Genomic DNA, 22,334 nt, shown 5'->3' with positions numbered 1-22,334 from the left:
CTTAGCTGCCCGATCCTGAAGACATTGGCTTGAGCGGATTGATCACCTTAACGCCAGCAACGTCACGCCAGTAGGACATAAATCCTGCGAATTCAGACTGAGCTGCTAGGGCCTGAATTTGCTGGGCTTGAGCTTTATGTGCCTTTGCATCCACGCCTGTAGGTTGACGGACTTGATCCACTCGATACAAGGTAGTTCCAACGCCTGGATTGCTTACAGATACAAGGGCTGGAAATTTATCGGGATTAATTGACATCACTTGATCTAGTGCGCCGCCCACTAAATTGCCAGGTTTATTTCTGGAAACCCAAGTTGGACTAGCAAAACCAGAAGCGCCCTTAGGATCTTTTTCAATAGCAGCATAACGATCGGCAGCTGCTTTAATTGCTAACTTTTCTGCTAAACGCTGACTTACTTGACGCTTCACTTCTGCAGCAACATCTTTATACGGCAAAGTTTGTGCCGGATGGAAAGTCACCACTCGAGCAGAAACAAATACACCTGGAGAGATTTGTACAGCTTCAATATTGCGTTTGTTCTTAACGGCCTCATCACCAAACAAAGATTGAACTATCTTAGGATTGGCTAGAGGATGGTTTCTGGCAACCCCTGGAGCACCTGAACGCGTTACACCCTTTTGTGTCTGAACACTCAGCTTTAATTTATCCGCCGCCGGTTTAAGGCTATCGGATTGGTCATAAGTCATGTTGGCAAACTGATCGGCCTTCTCGCTAAATACTTTGGCATCTTCCTTAGGGTCAGCCTTAAGGACGATGTACTCGACATCCACAAACTCTGGAGTCTCAAATAATTTAGCATTTGCGGTATAGAAGGCTTGCAGCTCTTCTTCTGTAGGACTTACCTTGGATAAGTAATCTTTGGCATCAAATGACATGGCCTGTACTTGACGTTCAGTCTCATACAAAGTCGAGATAATTTCAGCTAATTTGGGATTGGCAATTTCAGTACGCGCCACTGAGTTAACTAATTGGCTAATTTTTAAATCAAAGGCTTGGCTGGCATAAAACTGCTCTTCATTTAAACCGTTACTTGCTAATAATTGCTTGAAACGAACATCATCAAAGCTGCCGTCTTGTTTATAGAGAGCGCGAATCTGAGGAATATTTTGCAAGCTTTTAATTAAAGCCTCTTTACCAACTTGCAAACGAAGGTCGCCCACTGCATAACCCAAAATACGTTGCTGTAAAAGTTCATTCAAGATTGCCTGTCTAAACTGCAAGCTTTGTGCGATCTGCGCATTGCCACCGACGCGCTCAGCCTGACGTTTAGCTGCTGATTCGACCTCTTGTGCAGTAATCGGCTTGCCATTAATTTTGACGAGATCAGTTTCTTTATCGAGAAAACTGGAATAGCTGGAGATGCCAAAAAAAGCAAAAGAAGGAACAATCAACAGCATCAGTACAAATTGCAGTAATCGTTGGTGCTTACGGACGGTATCAAACATGTAAAAGATCGCTAGTAAAAAAGATGAATACTAGGAGTGTACTAGGGTAAAGCGGCTTGGTATTGAAATGCCTGAGTAGGCTTAGGTAGGAAAAACAGGCAATAATTTGGTGGGCGCTGAGAGGCTCGAACTCCCGACATTCTGCGTGTAAGGCAGACGCTCTACCAACTGAGCTAAGCGCCCCAAAATATTACAAGGTGAGATTGTAACCTAAGCGAGGCTTTGGGGTGGATTTTCCGCTAGCCCAACCTCAATAAATGAAGTCAAACTAGCGAAAAATCGCCCTATTTTCAGTGCTTAAGAACGTCTGGAGCAGCACTTTTTTCGCTAGCCTTACTTGCTTCAGCAGCTTTTTTTGCCAACTCTTCAGGGGTGGGATCAGGCAATGCTTCTGGCATACGTTCTAATGCCAACTCCAGAACCTTATCAATCCAACGAACCGGAATAATCTCAATTGCATTTTTGACGTTATCTGGAATGTCAATCAGATCCTTCACATTCTCTTCTGGGATCAAGGCCAACTTAATGCCACCGCGATGTGCTGCAAGAAGTTTTTCCTTCAAGCCTCCAATAGGTAAAACCTCGCCGCGCAGGGTAATTTCACCTGTCATCGCTACGTCGGATCGAATTGGAATCCCAGTAAACACAGATACCAAAGCAGTTGTAATCGCGATGCCAGCCGATGGGCCATCTTTAGGAGTAGCGCCATCTGGGAAGTGAATATGGATATCCTTCTTCTCAAAAGATTCATCCGCAATGCCAAGACGTTTAGCTCTAGATCGAACCACTGTGCGAGCTGCTTCAACCGACTCTTTCATGACGTCACCAATAGAACCGGTGCGAGTGATAACGCCCTTGCCAGGCATCACAGCAGCTTCAATAGTGAGCAAATCACCACCTACCTCAGTCCATGCCAAACCAGTGACTTGTCCAACTTGGTTTTCTTTACCAGCCAAACCAAAGTCGTACATACGCACGGAGAGGAACTTCTCTAAGTTATCTGCATTGACAACCACTGGAGCTGCCTCTTTCTTCAAGAGCAAAAGCTTGACTACCTTACGGCAGATTTTGCTGATTTCACGTTCTAGAGAACGCACACCAGCCTCACGCGTGTAGTAACGGATTATGTTCCGTACAGCGCTATCTTCAATCTTGAGTTCGTCTTTTTTCAGGCCATTATTTTTGATTTGTTTAGGAATCAAATAATTAACGGCAATACTGGTTTTTTCATCCTCTGTATAGCCAGCTAGACGAATGATCTCAAGGCGATCTAAGAGAGGGCCTGGAATATTTAACGAATTCGAAGTCGCCACGAACATCACATCCGATAAATCAAAATCCACTTCGACATAGTGATCTTGGAAAGTGTGATTTTGCTCCGGATCCAACACCTCCAACAAGGCGCTAGCTGGGTCTCCGCGGAAATCCATACCCATCTTATCAACCTCATCCAAGAGGAATAAAGGATTACGCACGCCAACCTTAGTAAGACTTGTCAAAATCTTGCCTGGCATTGAGCCAATATAAGTCCTACGATGACCGCGAATCTCAGACTCGTCGCGCACACCACCTAAGGCCATGCGCACAAATTTTCGATTGGTGGCACGCGCAATGGATTGACCAAGTGATGTCTTGCCAACACCAGGAGGACCTACTAAACAAAGAATCGGTGCCTTCACACGATCAACGCGTTGCTGGACTGCGAGGTACTCCAAGATACGTTCTTTCACCTTATCCAAGCCATAGTGATCTTCGTCTAACACTTTTTCAGCATTGGTGAGGTCGTTGTTAATCTTGGTTTTTTTCTTCCAAGGTAAATTCACGAGCGTATCAATAAAGTTGCGAATAACCGTAGCCTCTGCTGACATTGGTGACATCAGCTTGAGTTTCTTGAGCTCTGAATCGGCTTTCTTCAAAGCTTCTTTAGGCATGCGCGCAGCTTTGATGCGCTTCTCAAGCTCCTCAAGATCAGCACCCTCTTCGCCCTCGCCTAATTCTTTTTGAATCGCTTTAACTTGCTCATTTAAGTAGTATTCGCGTTGGCTCTTTTCCATCTGACGCTTCACACGTCCACGAATGCGCTTCTCCACTTGCAAAATATCAATCTCACTTTCGAGATCAGCCAATAAGCTTTCTAAGCGCTGAACAACATCAGTCATTTCAAGCAAGCGCTGTTTCTGCTCAAGCTTTACTGGCAAATGCGCGCATATAGTGTCAGCCAAGCGACTTGGATCATCAATTCCACCTAATGAAGACAGGATCTCCTGAGGTACCTTTTTGTTTAGCTTTACGTATTGATCAAACTGCGCCATGATGGCTCGACGCAATGCCTCTGTTTCATGTGCATCAATGGCGTTAATAGCGGTTGGTGTTGCCTCACAATTGAAGTAACCAAGGCTATCTTCAATTTGACTTACTTCAGCGCGCTGCACACCCTCTACCAACACTTTTACAGTTCCATCGGGCAATTTCAACATTTGCAAAATATTGGCAATACAACCAACCTCGTAGAGGTCTTCAATAACAGGCTCATCCTTAGCGGCCGCTTTTTGGGCCACTAAAAGTACATTTTTGCCAGTTTCCATAGCCGCTTCAAGGGCTTTAATAGATTTGGGGCGACCCACGAATAATGGGATCACCATATGGGGAAACACAACTACATCCCTTAAAGGGAGTAAAGGTAGTTGAATGGGTTCAGAGGGTAGTAATAAGTGGCCAGGCATGGGGCAAATCCTCCAAAGTAATCAAACCTCAAAAGTCCTCTTTAGTAGCAGTCAAACCGCTAGCCACTAAATACAGACATTATTCATGAGTAGCATACTACCTATATGGGTAGGCTTTAGAGAAAAACAAGGGGTAAAAAGACAAAAAAGGGGCAAAATTGCCCCAAAAATAGCGAAAACCCTAAGAATTTAGGCTTTTTTGCTCAAATCTGCCTGTTCAGCGTCTTGCTTGTAGACCAAAAGTGGTTTTCCACCCTCAGCAATGCTGCTTTCATCAATGACGACTTTTTGGACATTCTTGAGTGATGGCAGGTCATACATGACATCCATCAACGAGCCTTCAAGGATGGATCTGAGGCCACGAGCGCCTGTTTTGCGCGCAATTGCCTTTTTGGCTATAGCCGATAGAGCCTCATGACGCACTTCGAGCTCAGAGCCTTCCATGGTCAACAGAGCCTGATATTGCTTAACCAAAGCATTTTTAGGCTCAGTTAGGATCTGTATTAAAGCCTCTTCATCCAATTGGGCCAAAGTAGCTACAACCGGCAGACGACCAATTAACTCTGGAATCAAGCCAAACTTAATCAAGTCTTCTGGCTCCACTTCGATCAAGAGGTCGCTTACGCCGCGATCATCTTTACCTGGAACGGTTGCATTAAAACCGATGCCGGTTTTAGCGGTGCGTTGTTGAATGACCTTTTCAAGCCCATCAAATGCGCCACCGCAAATAAAGAGAATATTAGTTGTATCTACTTGCAAGAAATCTTGATTCGGATGTTTACGGCCACCCTGTGGCGGCACAGAAGCCATAGTCCCTTCAACCAGCTTTAAAAGTGCCTGCTGAACACCTTCACCTGAAACATCACGAGTAATCGATGGATTATCTGACTTGCGTGAAATCTTATCGATCTCATCAATATAGACAATCCCGCGCTGTGCTTTTTCTACGTTGTAGTCGCAAGCTTGCAATAACTTTTGAATAATATTTTCAACGTCCTCACCAACATAACCCGCTTCAGTTAATGTCGTTGCATCAGCCATCACAAATGGGACGTCTAACATACGGGCTAGTGTTTGCGCTAAAAGTGTCTTACCTGAACCAGTAGGACCAATTAAAAGAATATTGCTCTTAGCCAACTCAACGCCATCAACCATTGCTTTAGCGGGAAGCTTAGATTCTTTCTTGTCGGCAGTCTCTACTGGCTTACCGTCTTTGTCCAACTTCTCTTTTTTAGGCTTAGGTAAATACTGCAAGCGTTTGTAGTGGTTGTATACCGCTACAGCTAGAGTCTTTTTAGCGTGATCTTGTCCGATGACATACTGATCTAAATTCTCACGAATCTGATGCGGTGTTGGCAAGGAGTCATCACCATCTTCCTTGGGGAGCTTGGCAATCTCTTCTTGAATAATATCGGTGCAAAGGTCTATGCACTCATCACAGATAAATACAGATGGGCCAGCAATGAGTTTTTTTACTTCATGCTGACTCTTGCCGCAAAAAGAACAATACAGAACTTTATCTGATGAATTAGTTGTGTTTGTATCACTCAAAATGGGCTCGTTAAATATTGGATAAGAAAATTAAGGGCGCTTCTCGATAACTTTGTCGATCAAACCATAATCACGGGCTTGGTCAGCAGACATAAAGTTATCGCGATCAGTGTCTTTAGCAATAGTTTCGATAGATTGACCGGTACGATCAGCCAAAATTTTATTTAAGCGTTCACGTAGGTACAGAATTTCACGAGCTTGAATTTCGATATCAGAGGCTTGACCGCGCGCACCACCCAAAGGCTGATGAATCATTACACGGGAATTTGGCAAGGCATAACGCTTACCTTTTTCGCCGGCGCACAAGAGGAACGCACCCATGCTTGCAGCCATACCCATGCACAATGTGCTGACATGAGGCTTAATAAATTGCATCGTGTCATAAATTGCTAAGCCAGCTGATACAGAACCGCCAGGAGAATTAATGTACAAAGAAATTTCTTTATCTGGGTTTTCACTCTCAAGAAACAACAACTGAGCAATCACTAAGTTAGCAGTTTGATCATTTACTTCGCCAACCAAAAAGACAACGCGCTCACGCAGTAATCTGGAGTAGATGTCGTAAGCACGCTCACCTCTACCAGAGGTTTCAATCACCATTGGAACCAAGCCCAAGCCTTTTGGTTCTAGATTTTCAGACTGAGAATGGTTATGGATCATTTTGAAACCTCTTATGGGTAAATGGATGACTTAATTTATAACTTAGTTTAGCTTGCTGAGTTCTTCAAAGGTAACGGCCTTATCGCTTACCTTGGCTTGAGACGTGAAATATTTAATCACGTTATCTTCAAGCACTAGGTTTTCGATGTCCTTTAAACGGCTTGGATTGCTGTAGAACCAACGAACTACCTCTTTAGGATCTTCGTAAGTTGCTGCTTGCTCATCAATTTCCGCCTTAATTTGGTCAGCGGTAGCGGCCAAATTTTGCTTCTTAACGAGTTCACTCAAGATCAATCCAAGACGAACGCGCTTTGTAGCTTGCTCCGCAAAGATCTCTACTGGAATTGGGGCATCCTTTGCATTAGGAACGCCGCGCTGCATCAAGTCTTGACGAGCATTCTCAACCAAACGCTCTTGCTCTGAGGCAACGAGAGATTTAGGAACATCCAACTCACATAAGTCATTGAGCTTATCCATGACTTCATTTTTCATTAGAGAAGTAATACGACGCTTTACTTCGCGATCTAAATTCTCTTTTACTTCAGCACGCATTTTTGCAACGCCACCTTCAGTAACACCTAATGACAATGCAAATGCGTCATCAACGGCTGGTAGATGGGCCCAATTAACGGCCTTAACAGTGATAGTGAATTCCGCAGTCTTACCAGCAACATCTTTACCGTGGTAGTCAGCGGGAAAGCTTAAGGGGAACGATTTGCTCTCGCCAACTTTTAGACCTAAGGTAGCTGCTTCAAATTCAGGAAGCATGCGACCTTCGCCCAATACATATTCAAAGTTTTCGGCTTTGCCACCAGCGAATTCAACGCCATCAATCTTGCCAACAAAATCGATCACAACTTGGTCGCCTGCTTGTGCCGCAGTATTAGAGCCGCCGTCGCCATGGGCACCAGCCTCGCCGCGCGCGTGGTAATGGACTTGCTGTTTACGCAATACATCTAAAGCGCGGTCAATTTCGGCTTCGCCAATATCTGTTGTGTACTTAGTTACTTCAGCTTTACTGAAGTCGCCAATCTTTACTTCTGGCAATACTTCAAAGAAGGCATCAAACACAACCTTCTCTGCTTCGAGCTCACTCTTAGGCTCTAGACGAGGTTGGCCAGCTAAAGCCACACCTTCTTTTTGCGCCATCTCGTAAAAGAGCTCAGCTGCTTTATCGAATTGCAATTCGAAATCAATTTGCATGCCGTGTTGTTTTTCAATAATGTTCTTTGGAACCTTGCCTGGACGGAAGCCGGCCATCTTCATGGTCTTACCAACTTTAGCCAAGCGGGCCTCGCGCGCTTTTGCCAAATCGGCACGAGCGAATTCCAAAGTCATTTTGCGGTCTAGTGAACCTAAATTTTCTATCTGCACAGCCATTCTCGTCTCTTAATTGAAGATCTGGAAATGTGAAGTCCAAGCCAAGTAGCAATCTTGTGGTGCGAGGAGGGGGACTCGAACCCCCACACCATTTCTGGCGTCAGGACCTAAACCTGGTGCGTCTACCAATTTCGCCATCCTCGCGAATATCCGCAAACTGCCAAGCCTAGACTTCACTCTAAAGACCGTAATTCTACAATGCCTAGGGTTTTAGAGATTGTTTTAGGCCTTGTAGAGCAAAGCTACTGCATGTACAGCGATGCCCTCTCCCCTGCCCAGGTGCCCAAGGGATTCGTTGGTCTTGGCTTTAAGGTTGACATGGCTTGGGGTAACGGCCAAATCGGCCGCAATATTACGGACCATTTCTGGCAAAAAATCGGCCAATTTTGGCTTTTGGCAGATGATGGTGGCATCGACATTGCCTATTTGAAACCCTGCCGCCTGAACCTTCTGAAGGGCTGCTCTGAGCAAGATTCGGCTGTCCATATCCTTGAACTGAGGATCCGTATCAGGAAATAACTGCCCAATATCATTTAATCCAGCAGCGCCTAATAAGGCATCCGTTAGAGCATGCAAAAGAGCATCTGCATCAGAATGTCCCAATAAACCCTTTTCAAAAGGAATATGAACACCCCCTAGGATGAGTTTGCGATCAGGAACTAAGGCATGAACGTCATAACCCTGGCCAATGCGAAACTGTGGAATATGGTGATTGCTTTGGGTCATATTTGATCTTTACTTAGCGCGTGCATTTAACAGTAGCTGCATCAGCTCCCAGTCTGCAGGATGGGTTACCTTGAAATTGCGGGCGGCACCTTCAATTAATAATGGTTTAACACCGACTAACTCTATTGCACTGGCCTCATCTGTTACATCAGCTTCAAGACGAATGGCGCTTTCGAGCGCATCGTGTAACTGCTTCAAACCAAACATCTGCGGGGTTTGTGCTTGCCAGAGATGTTCGCGGGGAATCGTTCTTTCCGAGTGCGGGATGTTTCCAGCTACTACTGAATCCAGATCTGCTTGCTTAAGAGTGTCCGCTAAAGGCACGGCCAATATGCCGCCAGCATTTGCTGCTTCAACCGTGTGAATTAACTTCTCTATGAGTGCCGGTGTTATCCCTGGCCTAGCCGCATCGTGAACCAAGATCCAATCATCATCAGGGACGCCTGCTTTGAGCATTGCAGCTAATGTATTTCTAACCGTCTCTTGCCTGGTTGGTCCACCCGTTGGCAAAAATTGAATCTGATGAGCGCCATTAGAAATTAATTGCAAAATGGGGTTATCAATAAACCCAGGGTTCACGCCAATCCAGATTGACTCCACTTGAGGGGTGTTTAAAAAAGCTTCTAGCGCATAGCAAAGCATTGGCTTTCCTGCCAACTGCTGAAATTGCTTAGGGAGCCCTCCACCGAAACGTGAGCCTGTGCCCGCTGTTGGCAAAAGCGCATGACATTTCTTTTTTGAAGGATTTCCTGGAGCCATACCTGATTCTATAATGAGCCTAGATGTCTGATGCATTAAATCTAGCACCCCCTATACCCGCTCCCCGGGCTGGGCAGCGCTTTACCTTTTCCGGGTTAGTTGGGTCGTCAGATGCCGCTTTAATAGCGCAAACCGCCCTTCGCTACCGCGCCAATTTTTCGGTGATGGTGATTTTTTGTGCACAAGCTCAGGAGGCCCAGCGCCTATTAGAAGAAATCCCCGCATTTGCGCCACAGCTAAAAACCAGGCTTTTGCCGGATTGGGAAATTCTTCCCTACGACCATTTTTCGCCACATCAGGATTTAGTTTCTGAACGGCTTGCCACTCTTTACGAATTACTCAATGGTAGCTGTGACATTGTTTTGGTACCTGTTACCACCGCACTCCAAAGACTCGGCCCTCCTAATTTTTTATCGGGCCACACTTTTTTCTTTAGCCAAGGCGACAAGCTCAATGAGGCTGCATTAAAGCTACAACTACAACAAGCTGGTTACGATCCTGTCAGCGCAGTAATGCGTCCCGGGGAATACAGTATTCGCGGGGGCTTGTTTGATTTATTTCCGATGGGATCTAATCTACCTTATCGATTGGATTTATTTGGCGATGAGATTGAACAAATCCGCGCATTTGACCCTGACACACAACGCAGCCTCTATCCAGTAAAAGAAATACGATTACTTCCAGGGCATGAGTTTCCATTTGATGATGCCTCACGTACCGCATTCAGAGGTCGCTGGAGAGAGGTCTTTGAAGGTGATCCTAGTCGCTGCTCTATTTATAAAGACGCCAACCTAGGTATACCCAGCGCCGGTATTGAATCCTACTTGCCGCTCTTTTTCGAAGAGCAATCCAATGTTTTCGACTATTTCCCTAGGTCGGGGGACCCTGTTTGGCTGGTCAGTATTGGCGATGTAGAGGAAACGATTAAGGGTTTTTGGAAAGATACGCTATCTCGTTATGAATTTCTCAAGCACGATTTAGATCGCCCCATTCTTCCACCCAAAGAATTATTTTTAGATGTTGATGAATTTTTCACAACTTCTAAACCATATGCTCGCCTAGCATTTGAAAAAGACGGTTCTGATAAGAGTGAGTTTTATGCAGTCCCCGATATTGCAGTTCATCGTCGTGACGCCGACCCTATTAGCAACCTTCGGAAGATCGTTGCCACTAAAAAAGTACGTGTACTGGTTTGTAGTGATAGCGCCGGTCGTAAAGAATCGATTCGACAGCTTTTTGAAGAAAGCAATTCAGTTGCTGGCTCAGATGGCAAGCCCCTTTACCCATTAAAGCCAGAAGGCTTTGAGGGCATTGCCGATTTTATTAAGAGCGATTCACTATTTGGTCTGGTAACCGCACCACTCTTTAATGGATTTTCTTGGTCCTCAGAAAATCTTATTGTTATTACTGAGGCGGAATTATTTACTACTACCGCAAGACAACGCCGCAAAGGAAAGGCGAATGAGAATGCTGATCCTGATATGTTGTTTAAGGATCTATCCGAACTCAAGATTGGTGATCCGGTAGTACACGCAGAGCATGGCATTGGGCGTTATCAAGGTTTAGTCCTTCTGAATCTTGCGCCACCTAAAGAAGCGCCTATTTTTGAAGAGTTCTTGCATTTGCAATATGCAGGCCAAGCCACCTTGTATGTTCCAGTACAGCAACTAGAAATGGTGACTCGTTACGCCGGGTCCGATCCTGATTCAGCGCCCTTGCATCAGCTAGGCTCAGGCCAGTGGGATAAGGCCAAAAGAAAAGCTGCTCAGCAAATTCGCGATACAGCTGCAGAGTTGCTCGGTTTATATGCTGCCAGAGCGATACGAAAAGGACATGCCTTTGAGTTTTCAGCACATGACTATGCCGCTTTTGCAGAAAGCTTTGGCTTTGAAGAAACACCTGACCAAGCCAATGCGATTGCAGCGGTCATCGGGGATATGACTAGTGGCACCCCAATGGATCGCTTAGTTTGTGGCGACGTTGGCTTTGGAAAAACAGAAGTGGCCCTACGCGCTAGCTTTGTTGCCGTGATGGGTGGAAAGCAAGTCGCTATTTTGGCACCAACCACCCTACTTGCTGAACAGCACGTCGCTACCTGGAAGGATCGCTTTGCAGATTGGCCGGTACGTATTGTTGAGCTCTCCCGCTTTAAAACTACCAAAGAGATTAATGCAGCACTCGAAGCGATCGCCAAGGGTGAGGCAGACATCATTATTGGAACGCACAAACTGCTTTCAAAAGAAACTCAGTTTGCCAATTTAGGATTGGTGATTGTTGATGAGGAGCATCGCTTTGGTGTGCGCCAAAAAGATGCTCTTAAAGCACTTCGAGCTGAGGTTGATATCTTGACCCTAACAGCCACACCTATCCCACGAACATTGGGTATGGCAATGGAAGGTTTAAGAGAATTTTCCATCATCGCTACTGCCCCTCAGAAACGTTTAGCTATTAAGACCTTCGTCCGTCGCGAAGGTGATGGCGTTATTCGTGAAGCAGTATTGCGTGAAATCAAACGTGGTGGTCAGGTTTATTTCTTGCACAATGAAGTGGAGACTATTCAGAATCGTAAACATGCATTACAAGAATTGATTCCTGAGGCACGTATTAGCGTGGCTCACGGCCAAATGCATGAGCGCGAACTTGAATCCGTCATGCGTGAGTTTGTAACTCAACGAACCAATATCTTGTTATGCACCACTATCATTGAAACGGGCATTGATGTACCCACAGCCAATACCATCATCATGCACCGTGCAGATAAGTTTGGATTAGCCCAGCTCCACCAGTTGCGTGGTCGTGTGGGCCGCTCCCATCACCAAGCCTATGCCTATTTACTAGTTCCCGATCCTGAGGCGCTGAGTAAACAAGCGCAGCTAAGATTAAATGCTATTCAAGCTATGGAAGAGTTGGGCTCTGGGTTCTATTTGGCGATGCACGATTTAGAAATTCGTGGCGCTGGTGAAGTATTGGGCGATAAACAATCTGGAGAGATTCATGAGATTGGATTTCAGCTCTACACCGAGATGCTGAATCGCGCCGTGAAATCCTTGCGCAGCGGTAAAGAGCCAGATCTTCTCTCGCCACTGCAGGCAACTACCGATGTGAATCTCGGTGTACCCGCCCTACTACCAGAGGATTACTGTCCTGATGTACATGAGCGTCTCTCGCTATATAAACGATTTGCAAGTACCCACGACTTCTCTGAATTAATGGGCTTGCGTGAAGAGTTGGTAGATCGCTTTGGAGATCTGCCCGATCAAGCGAAGTCCTTTTATGAAACTCACCGCCTGCGCCTTGAAATGACTGGCTTTGGTATTAAGAAGATTGATGCAACCCCTGCTTCCATCCAGATTCAATTTATACCGAATCCTCCGATTGACCCAATGAAAATCATTCAACTGATTCAGTCTTCAAAGCACATTCAACTCAATGGGCAGGATAAGCTCAAAGTATTGCCACAGAAAGACCGAGAATTTGAGAAGCTAGGGCAACGCCTGGATGCCATTAGGCAAGTCCTCAGACGCCTGAATGAATCTGCTGTTTTAAGCCCAATGAAGACGGGTCAATAATCCGATTATTATTAAGCCATGAGAAATCAAGTACTTGTAGCGATATCCAGAGACCCCTTATCTGAAAAGCTGATCTTTTCACTAAAAGATCAAGCCTTACAGTATGGTGTCTCGCTGCACTTGATTGGCGGTCAACTTAGTAATGGCACTTATTATTCTGAGCGTTTTGAATCCAGCGCACCTCTTGAGATACCTCAACGTGAGCAACTTCGCTCTCTTGCAGGAGGCTTTAATACTGATCTCTGCTTCTTAAAGCCAGATCTTGTTTCGCAGGATATACGTGTTCTTGCCATGGACATGGACTCGACGCTCATTAACATTGAGTGTATCGATGAGATCGCAGATTTTACCGGCAAGAAATCGGCTGTAGCTGAAATTACCGAAGCCACCATGCGTGGAGAAATTAAAGACTTTCAAGAGAGTCTCAAAAGACGTGTTGCTTTGCTAGAGGGCGTGCACGCCGATGCACTGGAGTCTGTCTATCGTGAACGTTTACGCCCTAACCCCGGCGCAGCTGAACTCCTAGCTGGAGCACATGAGCGCGGCATTTATACACTCTTGGTTTCGGGTGGATTCACCTTCTTTACCGAAAAGCTGCGTGAGCAATTAGGCTTTAAACAAACTCAAGCAAATACTCTTGAGATTATTGATGGCAAACTGACTGGCAAGGTGCTTGGCGATATTGTTGATGGTGCAGCTAAAGCAGCCCATCTAGATGCTGCATGCTCCCGCCTTGGTTGCACTAAAGCAAATTCCATCACAATGGGTGATGGAGCGAATGATCTCATCATGATGAATGGCTCAGGTATCAGCGTGGCCTACCAAGCAAAGCCTGTAGTCAAAGAAAAAGCCGACGCGGCTTTTGACCGAGTCGGCTTAGATGCTGCTTTACTACTGATCTCTTAAGATTTACCTAAGGGATCAGGGTAATTTTTTAGAGGCGCTCAAAAATGGTCGCAATACCTTGACCACCACCGATACACATCGTTACTAGGGCGTATTTACCTTGAACGCGGTGTAGTTCATGGATTGCCTTAGTAGCAATAGCGGCTCCAGAACAACCAATTGGATGACCTAAAGCAATCGCACCACCATTCACGTTTGTTTTGGCAGGATCTAAACCCAAACCTTTAGTAACTGCTAAGGCTTGCGCTGCAAAAGCTTCATTAGATTCAATCACATCGATTTGATCTAATTTGAGACCTGCACGCTCCAGGGCTAACTTAGTCGCAGGAATAGGACCTTCACCCATGATATGGTTTGGAACACCGGCAACCGCATAAGAAACTAAACGTGCGATAGGCTTATGACCAGCCTTCTTAGCAGTATCGGCATCAGCCAATACAAAGAATGCTGCACCATCGTTAATGCCTGAAGCATTACCAGCAGTAACAGAGCCACCTTCTTTTTTGAACACTGCCTTCATCTTGCCCAATGTTTCCATTGTGGTATCTGGTTTGCAATGCTCATCGGTATCAAACACGATATCGCCCTTACGGGTTTTGATAGTAATAGGAACGATTTGAGATTTGAAGCGGCCTTCTTTAATTGCGTTTGCCGCACGGCGGTGTGACTCAACTGCCAATGCATCTTGCTCTTCACGAGTAAGCTTCCATTTTTCTACTAGGTTTTCTGCAGTAACACCCATGTGACCAACACCAAATGGGTCAGTGAGAACAGCAACCATGAGGTCAAGCATCTTGGTGTCGCCCATGCGTGCGCCGCTACGCATTGCAGGTGAACCATACATACCTCGAGACATAACTTCAACACCGCCGCCGACTCCGTAATCACAATCACCCAACATGATTTGCTGAGCTGTGGTCACAATCGCTTGTAAGCCTGAGCTGCATAAACGATTGAGGGCCATTGCTACAGATTCCATTGGCAAACCAGCCTGAATCGAAGCAACACGTGCAACATAGGCATAGCGGCTATCAGTCGGAATCGTATTCCCAACAGTGACGTAATTAATTAATGCTGGATCTACACCAGAGCGTGCAACCGCCTCTTTCATCACAATGCCGCCGAGCTCTGAAGGCTCAAAGCTACTGAGGGAACCATTAAAGGTGCCAATTGCGGAACGAACTGCACTTAAGACAACGACATCACGACTCATATCAATCCCCTTTACTAAGCCTAATTATTAGGCTGATACTGCACTCAATAATTACTAAATAAGCAACCCAGCTGACAGTTTTATTCGATTCGTCAAGTTTCGGCTATTAGGTCATGCCCTTGGGAGCTAATGACCGTGGCCCGGATGATTTCGCCTGCGCGATAGCGTTTTGAGGGCTTATTAGCAGGCAAAACCCTCACCAAACCATCAATCTCAGGGGCATCGCCAATAGTTCTGCCAATTCCGCCGGATTCATCGACGCGGTCAATAATGACCTGAACGCGTTTGCCTATTTTTTTAGCAAGTCGTTTTACAGAGATTTCCTCTGCTTTTGCCATAAAGCGAGCACGTCGCTCCTCGCGAATTGCATCTGGGACGGGGTTATCCAATTGATTTGCTGTAGCACCCTCTACTGGCGAATAAGCAAAACAGCCTGCTCTATCAATTTGTGCCTCATCCAAGAAGTTGAGTAAATATTCAAATTCTTCTTCGGTCTCGCCAGGAAAGCCAGCAATGAAAGTGCTTCTAATTACTAAATCAGGACAAGCTTCACGCCATGACAAGATGCGTTCTATATTTTTCTCACCACTAGCAGGACGTTTCATGCGCTTCAGCACGTCGGGATGCGCATGTTGCAATGGAATATCTAAGTAAGGCAGAACGCCATAGCCATGTTCTGCAAACTCAGCCATCAACGGTAAAACATCATCAACGTGCGGGTATGGATAAACATAATGCAAGCGAACCCAGGCTTGATGTTCGCGCGCAATTTGATTTAAGGCATTTACCAAATCAAACATCTTGGTTTTAACTGGTTTGCCATCCCAAAAGCCAGTGCGATACTGAATATCTACACCATAGGCACTCGTATCCTGGGAGACAACCAACAGTTCTTTTACGCCTGACTCAAATAAGCGTTTAGCTTCTAGCAATACCTCGCCGATGGGACGTGAAACCAAATCTCCACGCATATTAGGAATGATGCAAAAAGTACAGCGGTGATTACAACCCTCGCTAATTTTGAGATAAGCGTAATGTTTTGGAGTCAGCTTTACACCTGCTGGCGGCACTAAATCGATAAAGGGATCATGCGGCTTGGGAAGGTGGAAATGAATGGCTTGCATTACTTCATCAGTTGCGTGTGGCCCTGTAACGGCAAGCACTTTAGGGTGGATACTCTGAATGAGATCAGAGCCATCTGCATTTTTACGGGCGCCAAGGCAACCAGTCACAATGACTTTGCCATTTTCAGCTAATGCTTCACCAATGGCCGAGAGACTTTCTTCAACAGCAGAATCTATGAAGCCGCAGGTATTAACAACTACTAGGTCAGCTCCGGAATAATCCTTAGCAGTCTCATACCCCTCAGCGCTGAGTTGTGTGAGGATGAGCTCTGAATCAACCAGTGCCTTAGGGCACCCTAAGGATACAAATCCAATTTTTCCAGCCACAACTATTCTTTTTCAGTTTTGTTGGGCTGAGGCGTAAATGGAAAATTTCCAAAAATATTTTGTGAGCCCTGCATCTGTTCTTGCATTTTGATGAAGAGATCTTTGCTCTGTTCCATGTAGTTGCCCATCAAGCCTTGCATGAGGGGGTTCTGGAGATTCATCATCTGAGACCAGGCCTCTGGAGTGCTTCCAGCTCCCAAACCTTTAGTTTGATCGCCAAGCTTGTTGTGAATATCCACAAAAGATTGCATGGTCTTTTCAAGGTAGTTACCCATTAAGCCTTGCATGGAGTTTCCATAGAAGCGAATGATTTGGGAGAGCATTTGCGAAGAGAACACGGGTGCACCACCAGCCTCTTCTTCGAGAATAATTTGCAACAAAATGTTGCGCGTTAAATCTTCTTCTGTTTTGGCATCTACGACTTTAAAGACTTCACTACCCATGACCAAGTTCTTAATGTCTGACAGCGTGACATAGGTACTTGTTTGGGTATCGTAGAGACGACGATTTGGGTACTTCTTAATGAGCCGATCTTCGCCTGCTCGTTTAGCGCGGGTTACCATTTTTATCCTTACTCTTTACTGCATCGCAACATCAGCGTAGTTTATCCCTAGTTTGACTAAAAGGTAAATACGCTGTGTTGCGTACTGCACATACTCTCATAATTGCTGCAGTGCAATATTAGCCAGTATGAATACCGCCATTTAATGAGAAGTCTGCGCCAGTGGCATAACCACCATCTTCTGATGCAATCCAGCAGCAAATAGAGGCAATTTCATCTGGAGTACCTAAACGCTTCACTGGAATACCAGAAACAATTTTCTCCAAAACATCTTCACGGATTGCCTTAACCATATCGGTACCAATGTAACCAGGAGATACAGTATTAACAGTAACACCCTTGGTAGCTACTTCTTGCGCTAAAGCCATCGTAAAGCCGTGCAAACCTGCTTTGGCAGTGGAATAGTTACATTGACCAAATTGGCCTTTTTGACCGTTTACAGAAGAAATATTGATAATGCGGCCCCAGTTGTTATCAACCATGCCATCAATCACTTGCTTGGTAACGTTAAATAAGGAATTGAGGTTGGTATCAATCACTGCCTTCCATGCATCTGGAGTCATCTTGCGGAAAACGCTATCACGTGTAATACCAGCGTTGTTTACCAAAACATCTACGCGCCCTACTTCAGCCTTGACCTTTTCAAAGGCAGCAACAGTACTGTCCCAGTCAGAAACGTTACCTTCTGACGCGATGAAATCGTAGCCGAGCGCCTTTTGCTCTCCAAGCCATCGGTCTTTACGTGGAGAATTTGGTCCGCAGCCGGCAATTACTTTGAAGCCATCTTTAGCAAGACGTTGACAAATAGCGGTACCAATACCACCCATACCACCAGTTACATATGCGACTTTTTGAGACATTACTTTCCCCTTTTAAAAACCTTCGTTAATTATTGATTGATCTCTGGTGTTGCTTTTTCTTTGACGTACACACCAGGCGCTGCTTCCATTTTTTTGTACTTGGCGTTACCAAAAGTTGTGCTTGCTGGCTTTTGCTCACCACCAAATTGTTCGAGCCATTTGGTGTAGTCAGGCCACCAGCTACCAGGAATTTGTTTTGCACCCTCTAGCCATTCGTTAGCCGTTGCCGCAATCTTGTTATTTTCAAAGTAGTAACGTTTATTTTTAGCGGGCGGATTAATCACGCCGGCAATGTGGCCTGAAGCACCCAATACAAAACGATTCTTCCCTTTTAGGATATGGGTTGATTCATAAGCAGACTGCCAAGGAACAATATGATCTTCTTGTGACGCATACAAATAGGCTGGGCATTTGATTTTGCCTAGATCAATTTTTTCGCCGCAAATTTTGAGCTTGCCTGGTTTTACTAAATCATTTTGCAAATAGGTATGGCGTAAGTACCAGCAGTACATGGCACCAGGTAAATTGGTTGAATCGCCATTCCAATACAGCAAATCAAATGGGGGCGGTGAATTGCCTTTTAGATAATTTTCTACAACGTAATTCCAAACTAAATCATTCGGGCGCAAGAAAGAGAATGTATTACCCAAATCTAAGCCCGACATCATGCCAAACTTGCCGCCCTTACCACCAATGGTGTTCTCGCGCATCTCAACCATACCCTCGTCAATAAAGACGTCCAGAATGCCGGTATTGGTGAAATCCAATAAGGTGGTGAATAGCGTTAAGCTTGCGGCCGGATGTTCATCACGCGCCGCTAACACAGCCAATGCAGAGGTAGTTAAGGTGCCGCCGACGCAGAATCCTAAAATATTAATTTGCTTGGTATCGCCGATTTCTTTGACTACATCAATTGCCTTGATTACGCCCTTACCAACGTAGTCATCCCAGCTCACCTCAGCCATAGCAGCATTTGGATTCTTCCAAGATACTAAGAACACGGTATGGCCCTGGCTCACCATATGACGAACGACAGAGTTATCTGGCTGCAAATCCAGAATGTAATATTTATTGATGCATGGGGGCACCATCAAATAAGGTCGCTCAAATACTTTTTCAGTCAGCGGTGTGTATTGAATTAATTCAAAGAGCTCATTACGAAAAACTACATGTCCTTCAGTAGTGGCAATATTTTTTCCCACCTCAAAGGCAGACTCATCCGTTTGAGAGACCTTACCTTTTTTCATATCCCCCAATAAGTTCACAATTCCCTTTTGAATGGACTGACCTTGGGAGCTGATGATGCTCTCTAATACTTCTGGATTAGTGGCAATAAAGTTCGATGGAGAAAGCGCATCAATCATCTGCTCTGTTGTGAACAAAATCTTCTGCTTAGACTTTTCGTCTGTTTCTACTGCTTTGGCTAATGCCATGAGGTGCTTGGAATTCAGTAAATAAGTTGCCGCAATCACTTTGCTCCATGAGGAGTGCCAGGCTTTACCAGCAAAACGACGATCTTTAACTTCAATCGCTTCAGGATTGGTTGCAATGTGCGCTAGCTCAGTGAAATATTCTTTTTGAATTTCAGATAAACGCTCTGGCGGAATTAACGCCATATGATGCGGCGCCAAAGATGGCGTTGCACCGGTAGTCATGCCTGCAAACATAGTAGTCTCTTCAATTAATTAGAGACATTCTCCGCCCTTAAGGGCTATTGAGTTATACGCAATAACCCTAGCCTAAGAGCTAAGCTAGTAGTTACCCTCATAAAATGAAGCACTCATGATTTAGCAATCCAGATAGCAGAAGCAAATCTACCAGTTATGCCATCGCGTCGATATGAGAAAAACTGCTTACTGTCTTTTACAGTGCAATATTCACCGCCAAATATTGATTTAATGCCATATGCCTCTAGTCGATCTTTAGCCAAACGATAAATATCAGCCAAGAACTTTCCAGATTTGCCAGGAATAGGCTTGAACGCATCCTCTGAAAAAGGTAAGCCTGAATCTCTAAAAGCATTCACTACATCCTCACCCACTTCAAATGAGTTCGGTCCAATGGCAGGACCCAGCCACACCAATAGATCAGACGCTGTAGATTCTTTAGATAAACGCAGCATTTCAGCGACGGTGTTTTCCAAAACTCCAGCACATAGTCCCCTCCATCCTGCATGTGCTGCACCAATGATAGTTCCCTTTGAATTGGTAAATAAAGCCGGCAAGCAATCTGCTGTCATGATGACTAAGACTTCGCTCGCAATATTGGTGACTGAGGCATCTGCTTCAATCACAGCGCCATTCTTTGCTTTACGAGTTTCAGGAGTGCTCACCACAACACTATGAGTCTGCTTGAGCCACAAAGGGTTACTAGGCAAAGCTTGAGTGAAGATTGCTCTATTAGTTAGTACGTCTTCAATATCATCGCCAACATGATCGCCCAGGTTTAGAGAATCATATGGTGATTTGCTCGCCCCGCTTGAGCGCGTACTCAGTAGTGCATGAATATTGGGTGGTCTGGGCCACTGAGGCTCTATCACAATCATACTTGAGACTCATTTTGAATTGAAGCCAAAACGACTGCTTCTTTAGGCAGCGCCTCTTCAGTCATACCCAATTGCGGCAACAACTCCAATATGTCCTGTGGCGGAAGGCGGAACCAAGTCATGTTTTCATTTTTTACTGGGTGCTGAAGGCTAAGTGCAAATGCATGTAAGGCTTGACGATTAAAAGTAAGATTTTTAGAGGCACCAGGTGTCTTTTTACGATAAACAGGATCGCCCACTAATGGAAAGCCCAGTGATTCAAGGTGGACTCGAATTTGATGGGTGCGCCCAGTTTCAAGTCGGCATTCCAAAAGAGTTACAGCAGATTCTTGAACAAGACCTTTGGCTAAACGTCGAAATACGGTAGCCGCAGGCTTGCCTTGGGGGCTACCAGCAGCCATCTTAAGGCGATCACGCTGATCTCGACCCACTGAAGCTAAAACCTTGCCTTGGCTTGGAGCCTCACCCCAGACCCATGCTAGGTAGCGACGTCCAACCGTTCTATCCTGCAATTGGCGTACCAAGGATGTCTGCGCATGAGCAGTTCTAGCAACCACCATGAGGCCAGAGGTATCTTTGTCTAAACGATGAACAATGCCTGCCCTAGGGAGCATTTTTAGCTCCGGATACCGAAACAGAAGCCCATTGAGAAGAGTGCCCGACCAATTGCCAGCTGCTGGGTGCACCACCAAGCCAGGGGGCTTATTAATGACAATTACGTCCTCATCCTCATAAACCACGTCCAGGGGAATCTCTTCGGGGCTAAAGGCGAATTGCTCAGGCATTTCTTGAGGAAATACCTTAATACTCTCTCCCCCTCGCAGAAGATAGCGGGCTTTGGTGACTTTTCCGTCGACCATTACTGCCCCAGCCTCTACCCAAGCCTTTAAACGATTGCGGGAATAATCAGGCAAAGACCCTGCTAGCACCTTGTCCAAGCGCTCGCCAGCCATCTCCAAGGGTATTTCTAGGGAGATGAAATCCTCATCATCGATATAATCAATGGGATTCGAATCAGGAGTTTGCGGCAATGCCACGCTTAGAGAGCCTTTCAGTTATGTCCGACGTAATATCAGACGCCAGTTTAAGGCTTGCCGGGAATTCTTCCGCACAAAATAAGACTCGCAATTTAAATAGCCTGCCTATTGCACTACTGTTAGCACTGCTTTTTGCCCTGACGCTATTAAGTGGGTGTGCAGGCAGCGATGGCAGCAAAGATGACACTGATATCTGGTCAGAAGCCAAACTCTATTCAGAAGCAACAGAAAAACTCAATGATGCCGACTTTGCTAAGTGCGGCAAGTACTTCGAGAAACTGGAAGCTCGCTTTCCTTTTGGTCCGTATTCTCAGCAAGCTCAAATTAATGCTGCTTATTGTTATTGGAAGGCTCAAGAGCAAACTCAAGCACTTATTGCAATCGACCGTTTTATTAAGTTACACCAAGGCAGCCCAAACCTGGACTACGCTTACTACCTAAAAGGTCTCATTACTTTTAACGATGATTTAGGTTGGCTCGGTAAATTCACAGGTCAAGATCTAAGTGAGCGCGATCCTAAAGCAGCAAGGGAAGCCTTTGAATCTTTTAAGGTAGTTGTTGAGCGTTTCCCCAACAGTAAATATGCGCCTGACGCCTTAGATCGTATGCGCTATATCGTGAACTCATTAGCAGAAGCGGATGTCATCGTAGCGCGCTATTACTATCAGCGTGGCGCCTATTTGGCTTCGGCAAATCGTGCTCAGCTAGTTATTCGCGATTACGACCGCGCACCTGCGGTTGAAGAGGCTTTATACCTTCTGACCAAGTCTTATGAAAAGCTTGGCATGACACAATTAAGCAACGATTCTGCCCGTGTTTTTAAGTTGAACTTTCCAGATAGCGACATGCTAGAAACTGGTCAACGCGTTAAAAAACAACGTCAATGGTGGCAGTTCTGGAATAAATAAACAGCGTGTACTCATTAAA

The 22,334-nt window shown here is 45.4% G+C and carries 17 protein-coding genes and 2 tRNA genes; 3 read left to right on the top strand and 16 right to left on the bottom strand.

The genetic code is table 11. The features are described 5' to 3' along the window. Position 1: 1 nt before the first annotated feature. The 9 genes from PKF022_RS04895 to ispD form a co-directional block, all read right to left on the bottom strand. Positions 2 to 1,465 (bottom strand): peptidylprolyl isomerase, encoded by a 1,464-nt coding sequence (locus tag PKF022_RS04895; protein WP_281776037.1) that lies wholly within the window; start codon positions 1,463 to 1,465, stop codon positions 2 to 4. A gap of 107 nt (positions 1,466 to 1,572) precedes the next feature. Further along, positions 1,573 to 1,648, bottom strand: a tRNA-Val gene (locus PKF022_RS04890). A gap of 107 nt (positions 1,649 to 1,755) precedes the next feature. Then, positions 1,756 to 4,188: an endopeptidase La gene (gene lon / locus PKF022_RS04885; RefSeq protein WP_281777441.1), complete on the bottom strand. Its 2,433-nt coding sequence runs from the start codon at positions 4,186 to 4,188 to the stop codon at positions 1,756 to 1,758. Positions 4,189 to 4,377: 189 nt separating this feature from the next. Beyond that, the gene (clpX, locus tag PKF022_RS04880; protein WP_281777440.1) at positions 4,378 to 5,739 is read right to left on the bottom strand and encodes an ATP-dependent Clp protease ATP-binding subunit ClpX; all 1,362 of its coding nucleotides are present in this window, start codon (positions 5,737 to 5,739) and stop codon (positions 4,378 to 4,380) included. A gap of 30 nt (positions 5,740 to 5,769) precedes the next feature. Next, positions 5,770 to 6,399, bottom strand: coding sequence for an ATP-dependent Clp endopeptidase proteolytic subunit ClpP (clpP, locus tag PKF022_RS04875; RefSeq protein WP_068322825.1), 630 nt, complete (start codon positions 6,397 to 6,399; stop codon positions 5,770 to 5,772). 42 nt (positions 6,400 to 6,441) lie between these two features. Next, positions 6,442 to 7,779 carry a trigger factor gene (gene tig / locus PKF022_RS04870; protein ID WP_281777439.1) on the bottom strand — a complete coding sequence of 446 codons (1,338 nt, stop codon included), beginning with the start codon at positions 7,777 to 7,779 and terminating at the stop codon, positions 6,442 to 6,444. Between the two features lie 57 nt (positions 7,780 to 7,836). Continuing rightward, positions 7,837 to 7,923: transfer RNA gene (locus PKF022_RS04865), tRNA-Leu, on the bottom strand. Positions 7,924 to 8,001: 78 nt separating this feature from the next. Continuing rightward, complete coding sequence (ispF, locus tag PKF022_RS04860) at positions 8,002 to 8,505, bottom strand: 2-C-methyl-D-erythritol 2,4-cyclodiphosphate synthase (RefSeq protein ID WP_281777438.1); 504 nt, start codon at positions 8,503 to 8,505, stop codon at positions 8,002 to 8,004. 9 nt (positions 8,506 to 8,514) lie between these two features. Further along, positions 8,515 to 9,264: a 2-C-methyl-D-erythritol 4-phosphate cytidylyltransferase gene (gene ispD / locus PKF022_RS04855; protein ID WP_281777437.1), complete on the bottom strand. Its 750-nt coding sequence runs from the start codon at positions 9,262 to 9,264 to the stop codon at positions 8,515 to 8,517. Between the two features lie 23 nt (positions 9,265 to 9,287). Here ispD and mfd point away from each other — a divergent pair, with 23 nt between their 5' ends. Both mfd and serB read left to right on the top strand, forming a co-directional pair. After that, entirely contained in the window at positions 9,288 to 12,833 is a 3,546-nt protein-coding gene (gene mfd, locus PKF022_RS04850; RefSeq protein ID WP_281777436.1) for a transcription-repair coupling factor, read from the top strand. 18 nt (positions 12,834 to 12,851) lie between these two features. Further along, entirely contained in the window at positions 12,852 to 13,739 is an 888-nt protein-coding gene (serB, locus tag PKF022_RS04845) for a phosphoserine phosphatase SerB (protein ID WP_281777435.1), read from the top strand. Between the two features lie 28 nt (positions 13,740 to 13,767). On the opposite strand, the gene PKF022_RS04840 is transcribed toward serB, so the two are convergent. From PKF022_RS04840 to PKF022_RS04810, 7 genes are all read right to left on the bottom strand, one after another. Beyond that, on the bottom strand, positions 13,768 to 14,952 hold the full coding sequence (locus tag PKF022_RS04840; RefSeq protein ID WP_281777434.1) for an acetyl-CoA C-acyltransferase family protein: 1,185 nt from the start codon (positions 14,950 to 14,952) through the stop codon (positions 13,768 to 13,770). Between the two features lie 92 nt (positions 14,953 to 15,044). Continuing rightward, positions 15,045 to 16,403 carry a 30S ribosomal protein S12 methylthiotransferase RimO gene (gene rimO / locus PKF022_RS04835; protein WP_281777433.1) on the bottom strand — a complete coding sequence of 453 codons (1,359 nt, stop codon included), beginning with the start codon at positions 16,401 to 16,403 and terminating at the stop codon, positions 15,045 to 15,047. 2 nt (positions 16,404 to 16,405) lie between these two features. Further along, positions 16,406 to 16,966, bottom strand: a complete 561-nt coding sequence (gene phaR / locus PKF022_RS04830; protein ID WP_216231801.1) for a polyhydroxyalkanoate synthesis repressor PhaR — start codon at positions 16,964 to 16,966, stop codon at positions 16,406 to 16,408. A 118-nt stretch (positions 16,967 to 17,084) separates the two neighbouring features. After that, positions 17,085 to 17,825, bottom strand: a complete 741-nt coding sequence (locus PKF022_RS04825) for a 3-ketoacyl-ACP reductase (RefSeq protein WP_281777432.1) — start codon at positions 17,823 to 17,825, stop codon at positions 17,085 to 17,087. Positions 17,826 to 17,854: 29 nt separating this feature from the next. Then, positions 17,855 to 19,492 carry a class I poly(R)-hydroxyalkanoic acid synthase gene (gene phaC / locus PKF022_RS04820; RefSeq protein ID WP_281777431.1) on the bottom strand — a complete coding sequence of 546 codons (1,638 nt, stop codon included), beginning with the start codon at positions 19,490 to 19,492 and terminating at the stop codon, positions 17,855 to 17,857. A 113-nt stretch (positions 19,493 to 19,605) separates the two neighbouring features. Beyond that, positions 19,606 to 20,370, bottom strand: coding sequence for a peptidoglycan editing factor PgeF (gene pgeF / locus PKF022_RS04815; protein ID WP_281777430.1), 765 nt, complete (start codon positions 20,368 to 20,370; stop codon positions 19,606 to 19,608). Next, the gene (locus PKF022_RS04810) at positions 20,367 to 21,407 is read right to left on the bottom strand and encodes an RluA family pseudouridine synthase (RefSeq protein ID WP_281777429.1); all 1,041 of its coding nucleotides are present in this window, start codon (positions 21,405 to 21,407) and stop codon (positions 20,367 to 20,369) included. The genes pgeF and PKF022_RS04810 overlap by 4 nt, the downstream gene beginning before the upstream one ends. A gap of 20 nt (positions 21,408 to 21,427) precedes the next feature. Here PKF022_RS04810 and PKF022_RS04805 point away from each other — a divergent pair, with 20 nt between their 5' ends. Next, the gene (locus tag PKF022_RS04805) at positions 21,428 to 22,315 is read left to right on the top strand and encodes an outer membrane protein assembly factor BamD (protein ID WP_281777428.1); all 888 of its coding nucleotides are present in this window, start codon (positions 21,428 to 21,430) and stop codon (positions 22,313 to 22,315) included. The last annotated feature ends 19 nt before the right edge of the window (positions 22,316 to 22,334 follow it).

The sequence above is a fragment of the Polynucleobacter sp. KF022 genome (assembly GCF_027924105.1).
Taxonomy (GTDB): domain Bacteria; phylum Pseudomonadota; class Gammaproteobacteria; order Burkholderiales; family Burkholderiaceae; genus Polynucleobacter.
Note: the sequence above shows the minus strand (reverse complement) of the source record. Positions and strands in the feature narration are given on the sequence as shown.

What these genes read in the sequence shown, in the direction of transcription:
- PKF022_RS04895 (WP_281776037.1), bottom strand. Translation starts at nt 1,465, where the DNA reads ATGTTTGATACCGTCCGTAAGCACCAACGATTACTGCAATTTGTACTG.
- lon (WP_281777441.1), bottom strand. Translation starts at nt 4,188, where the DNA reads ATGCCTGGCCACTTATTACTACCCTCTGAACCCATTCAACTACCTTTA.
- clpP (WP_068322825.1), bottom strand. Translation starts at nt 6,399, where the DNA reads ATGATCCATAACCATTCTCAGTCTGAAAATCTAGAACCAAAAGGCTTG.
- tig (WP_281777439.1), bottom strand. Translation starts at nt 7,779, where the DNA reads ATGGCTGTGCAGATAGAAAATTTAGGTTCACTAGACCGCAAAATGACT.
- ispF (WP_281777438.1), bottom strand. Translation starts at nt 8,505, where the DNA reads ATGACCCAAAGCAATCACCATATTCCACAGTTTCGCATTGGCCAGGGT.
- ispD (WP_281777437.1), bottom strand. Translation starts at nt 9,264, where the DNA reads ATGGCTCCAGGAAATCCTTCAAAAAAGAAATGTCATGCGCTTTTGCCA.
- mfd (WP_281777436.1), top strand. Translation starts at nt 9,288, where the DNA reads ATGTCTGATGCATTAAATCTAGCACCCCCTATACCCGCTCCCCGGGCT.
- serB (WP_281777435.1), top strand. Translation starts at nt 12,852, where the DNA reads ATGAGAAATCAAGTACTTGTAGCGATATCCAGAGACCCCTTATCTGAA.
- PKF022_RS04840 (WP_281777434.1), bottom strand. Translation starts at nt 14,952, where the DNA reads ATGAGTCGTGATGTCGTTGTCTTAAGTGCAGTTCGTTCCGCAATTGGC.
- phaR (WP_216231801.1), bottom strand. Translation starts at nt 16,966, where the DNA reads ATGGTAACCCGCGCTAAACGAGCAGGCGAAGATCGGCTCATTAAGAAG.
- PKF022_RS04825 (WP_281777432.1), bottom strand. Translation starts at nt 17,825, where the DNA reads ATGTCTCAAAAAGTCGCATATGTAACTGGTGGTATGGGTGGTATTGGT.
- phaC (WP_281777431.1), bottom strand. Translation starts at nt 19,492, where the DNA reads ATGTTTGCAGGCATGACTACCGGTGCAACGCCATCTTTGGCGCCGCAT.
- pgeF (WP_281777430.1), bottom strand. Translation starts at nt 20,370, where the DNA reads ATGATTGTGATAGAGCCTCAGTGGCCCAGACCACCCAATATTCATGCA.
- PKF022_RS04805 (WP_281777428.1), top strand. Translation starts at nt 21,428, where the DNA reads ATGTCCGACGTAATATCAGACGCCAGTTTAAGGCTTGCCGGGAATTCT.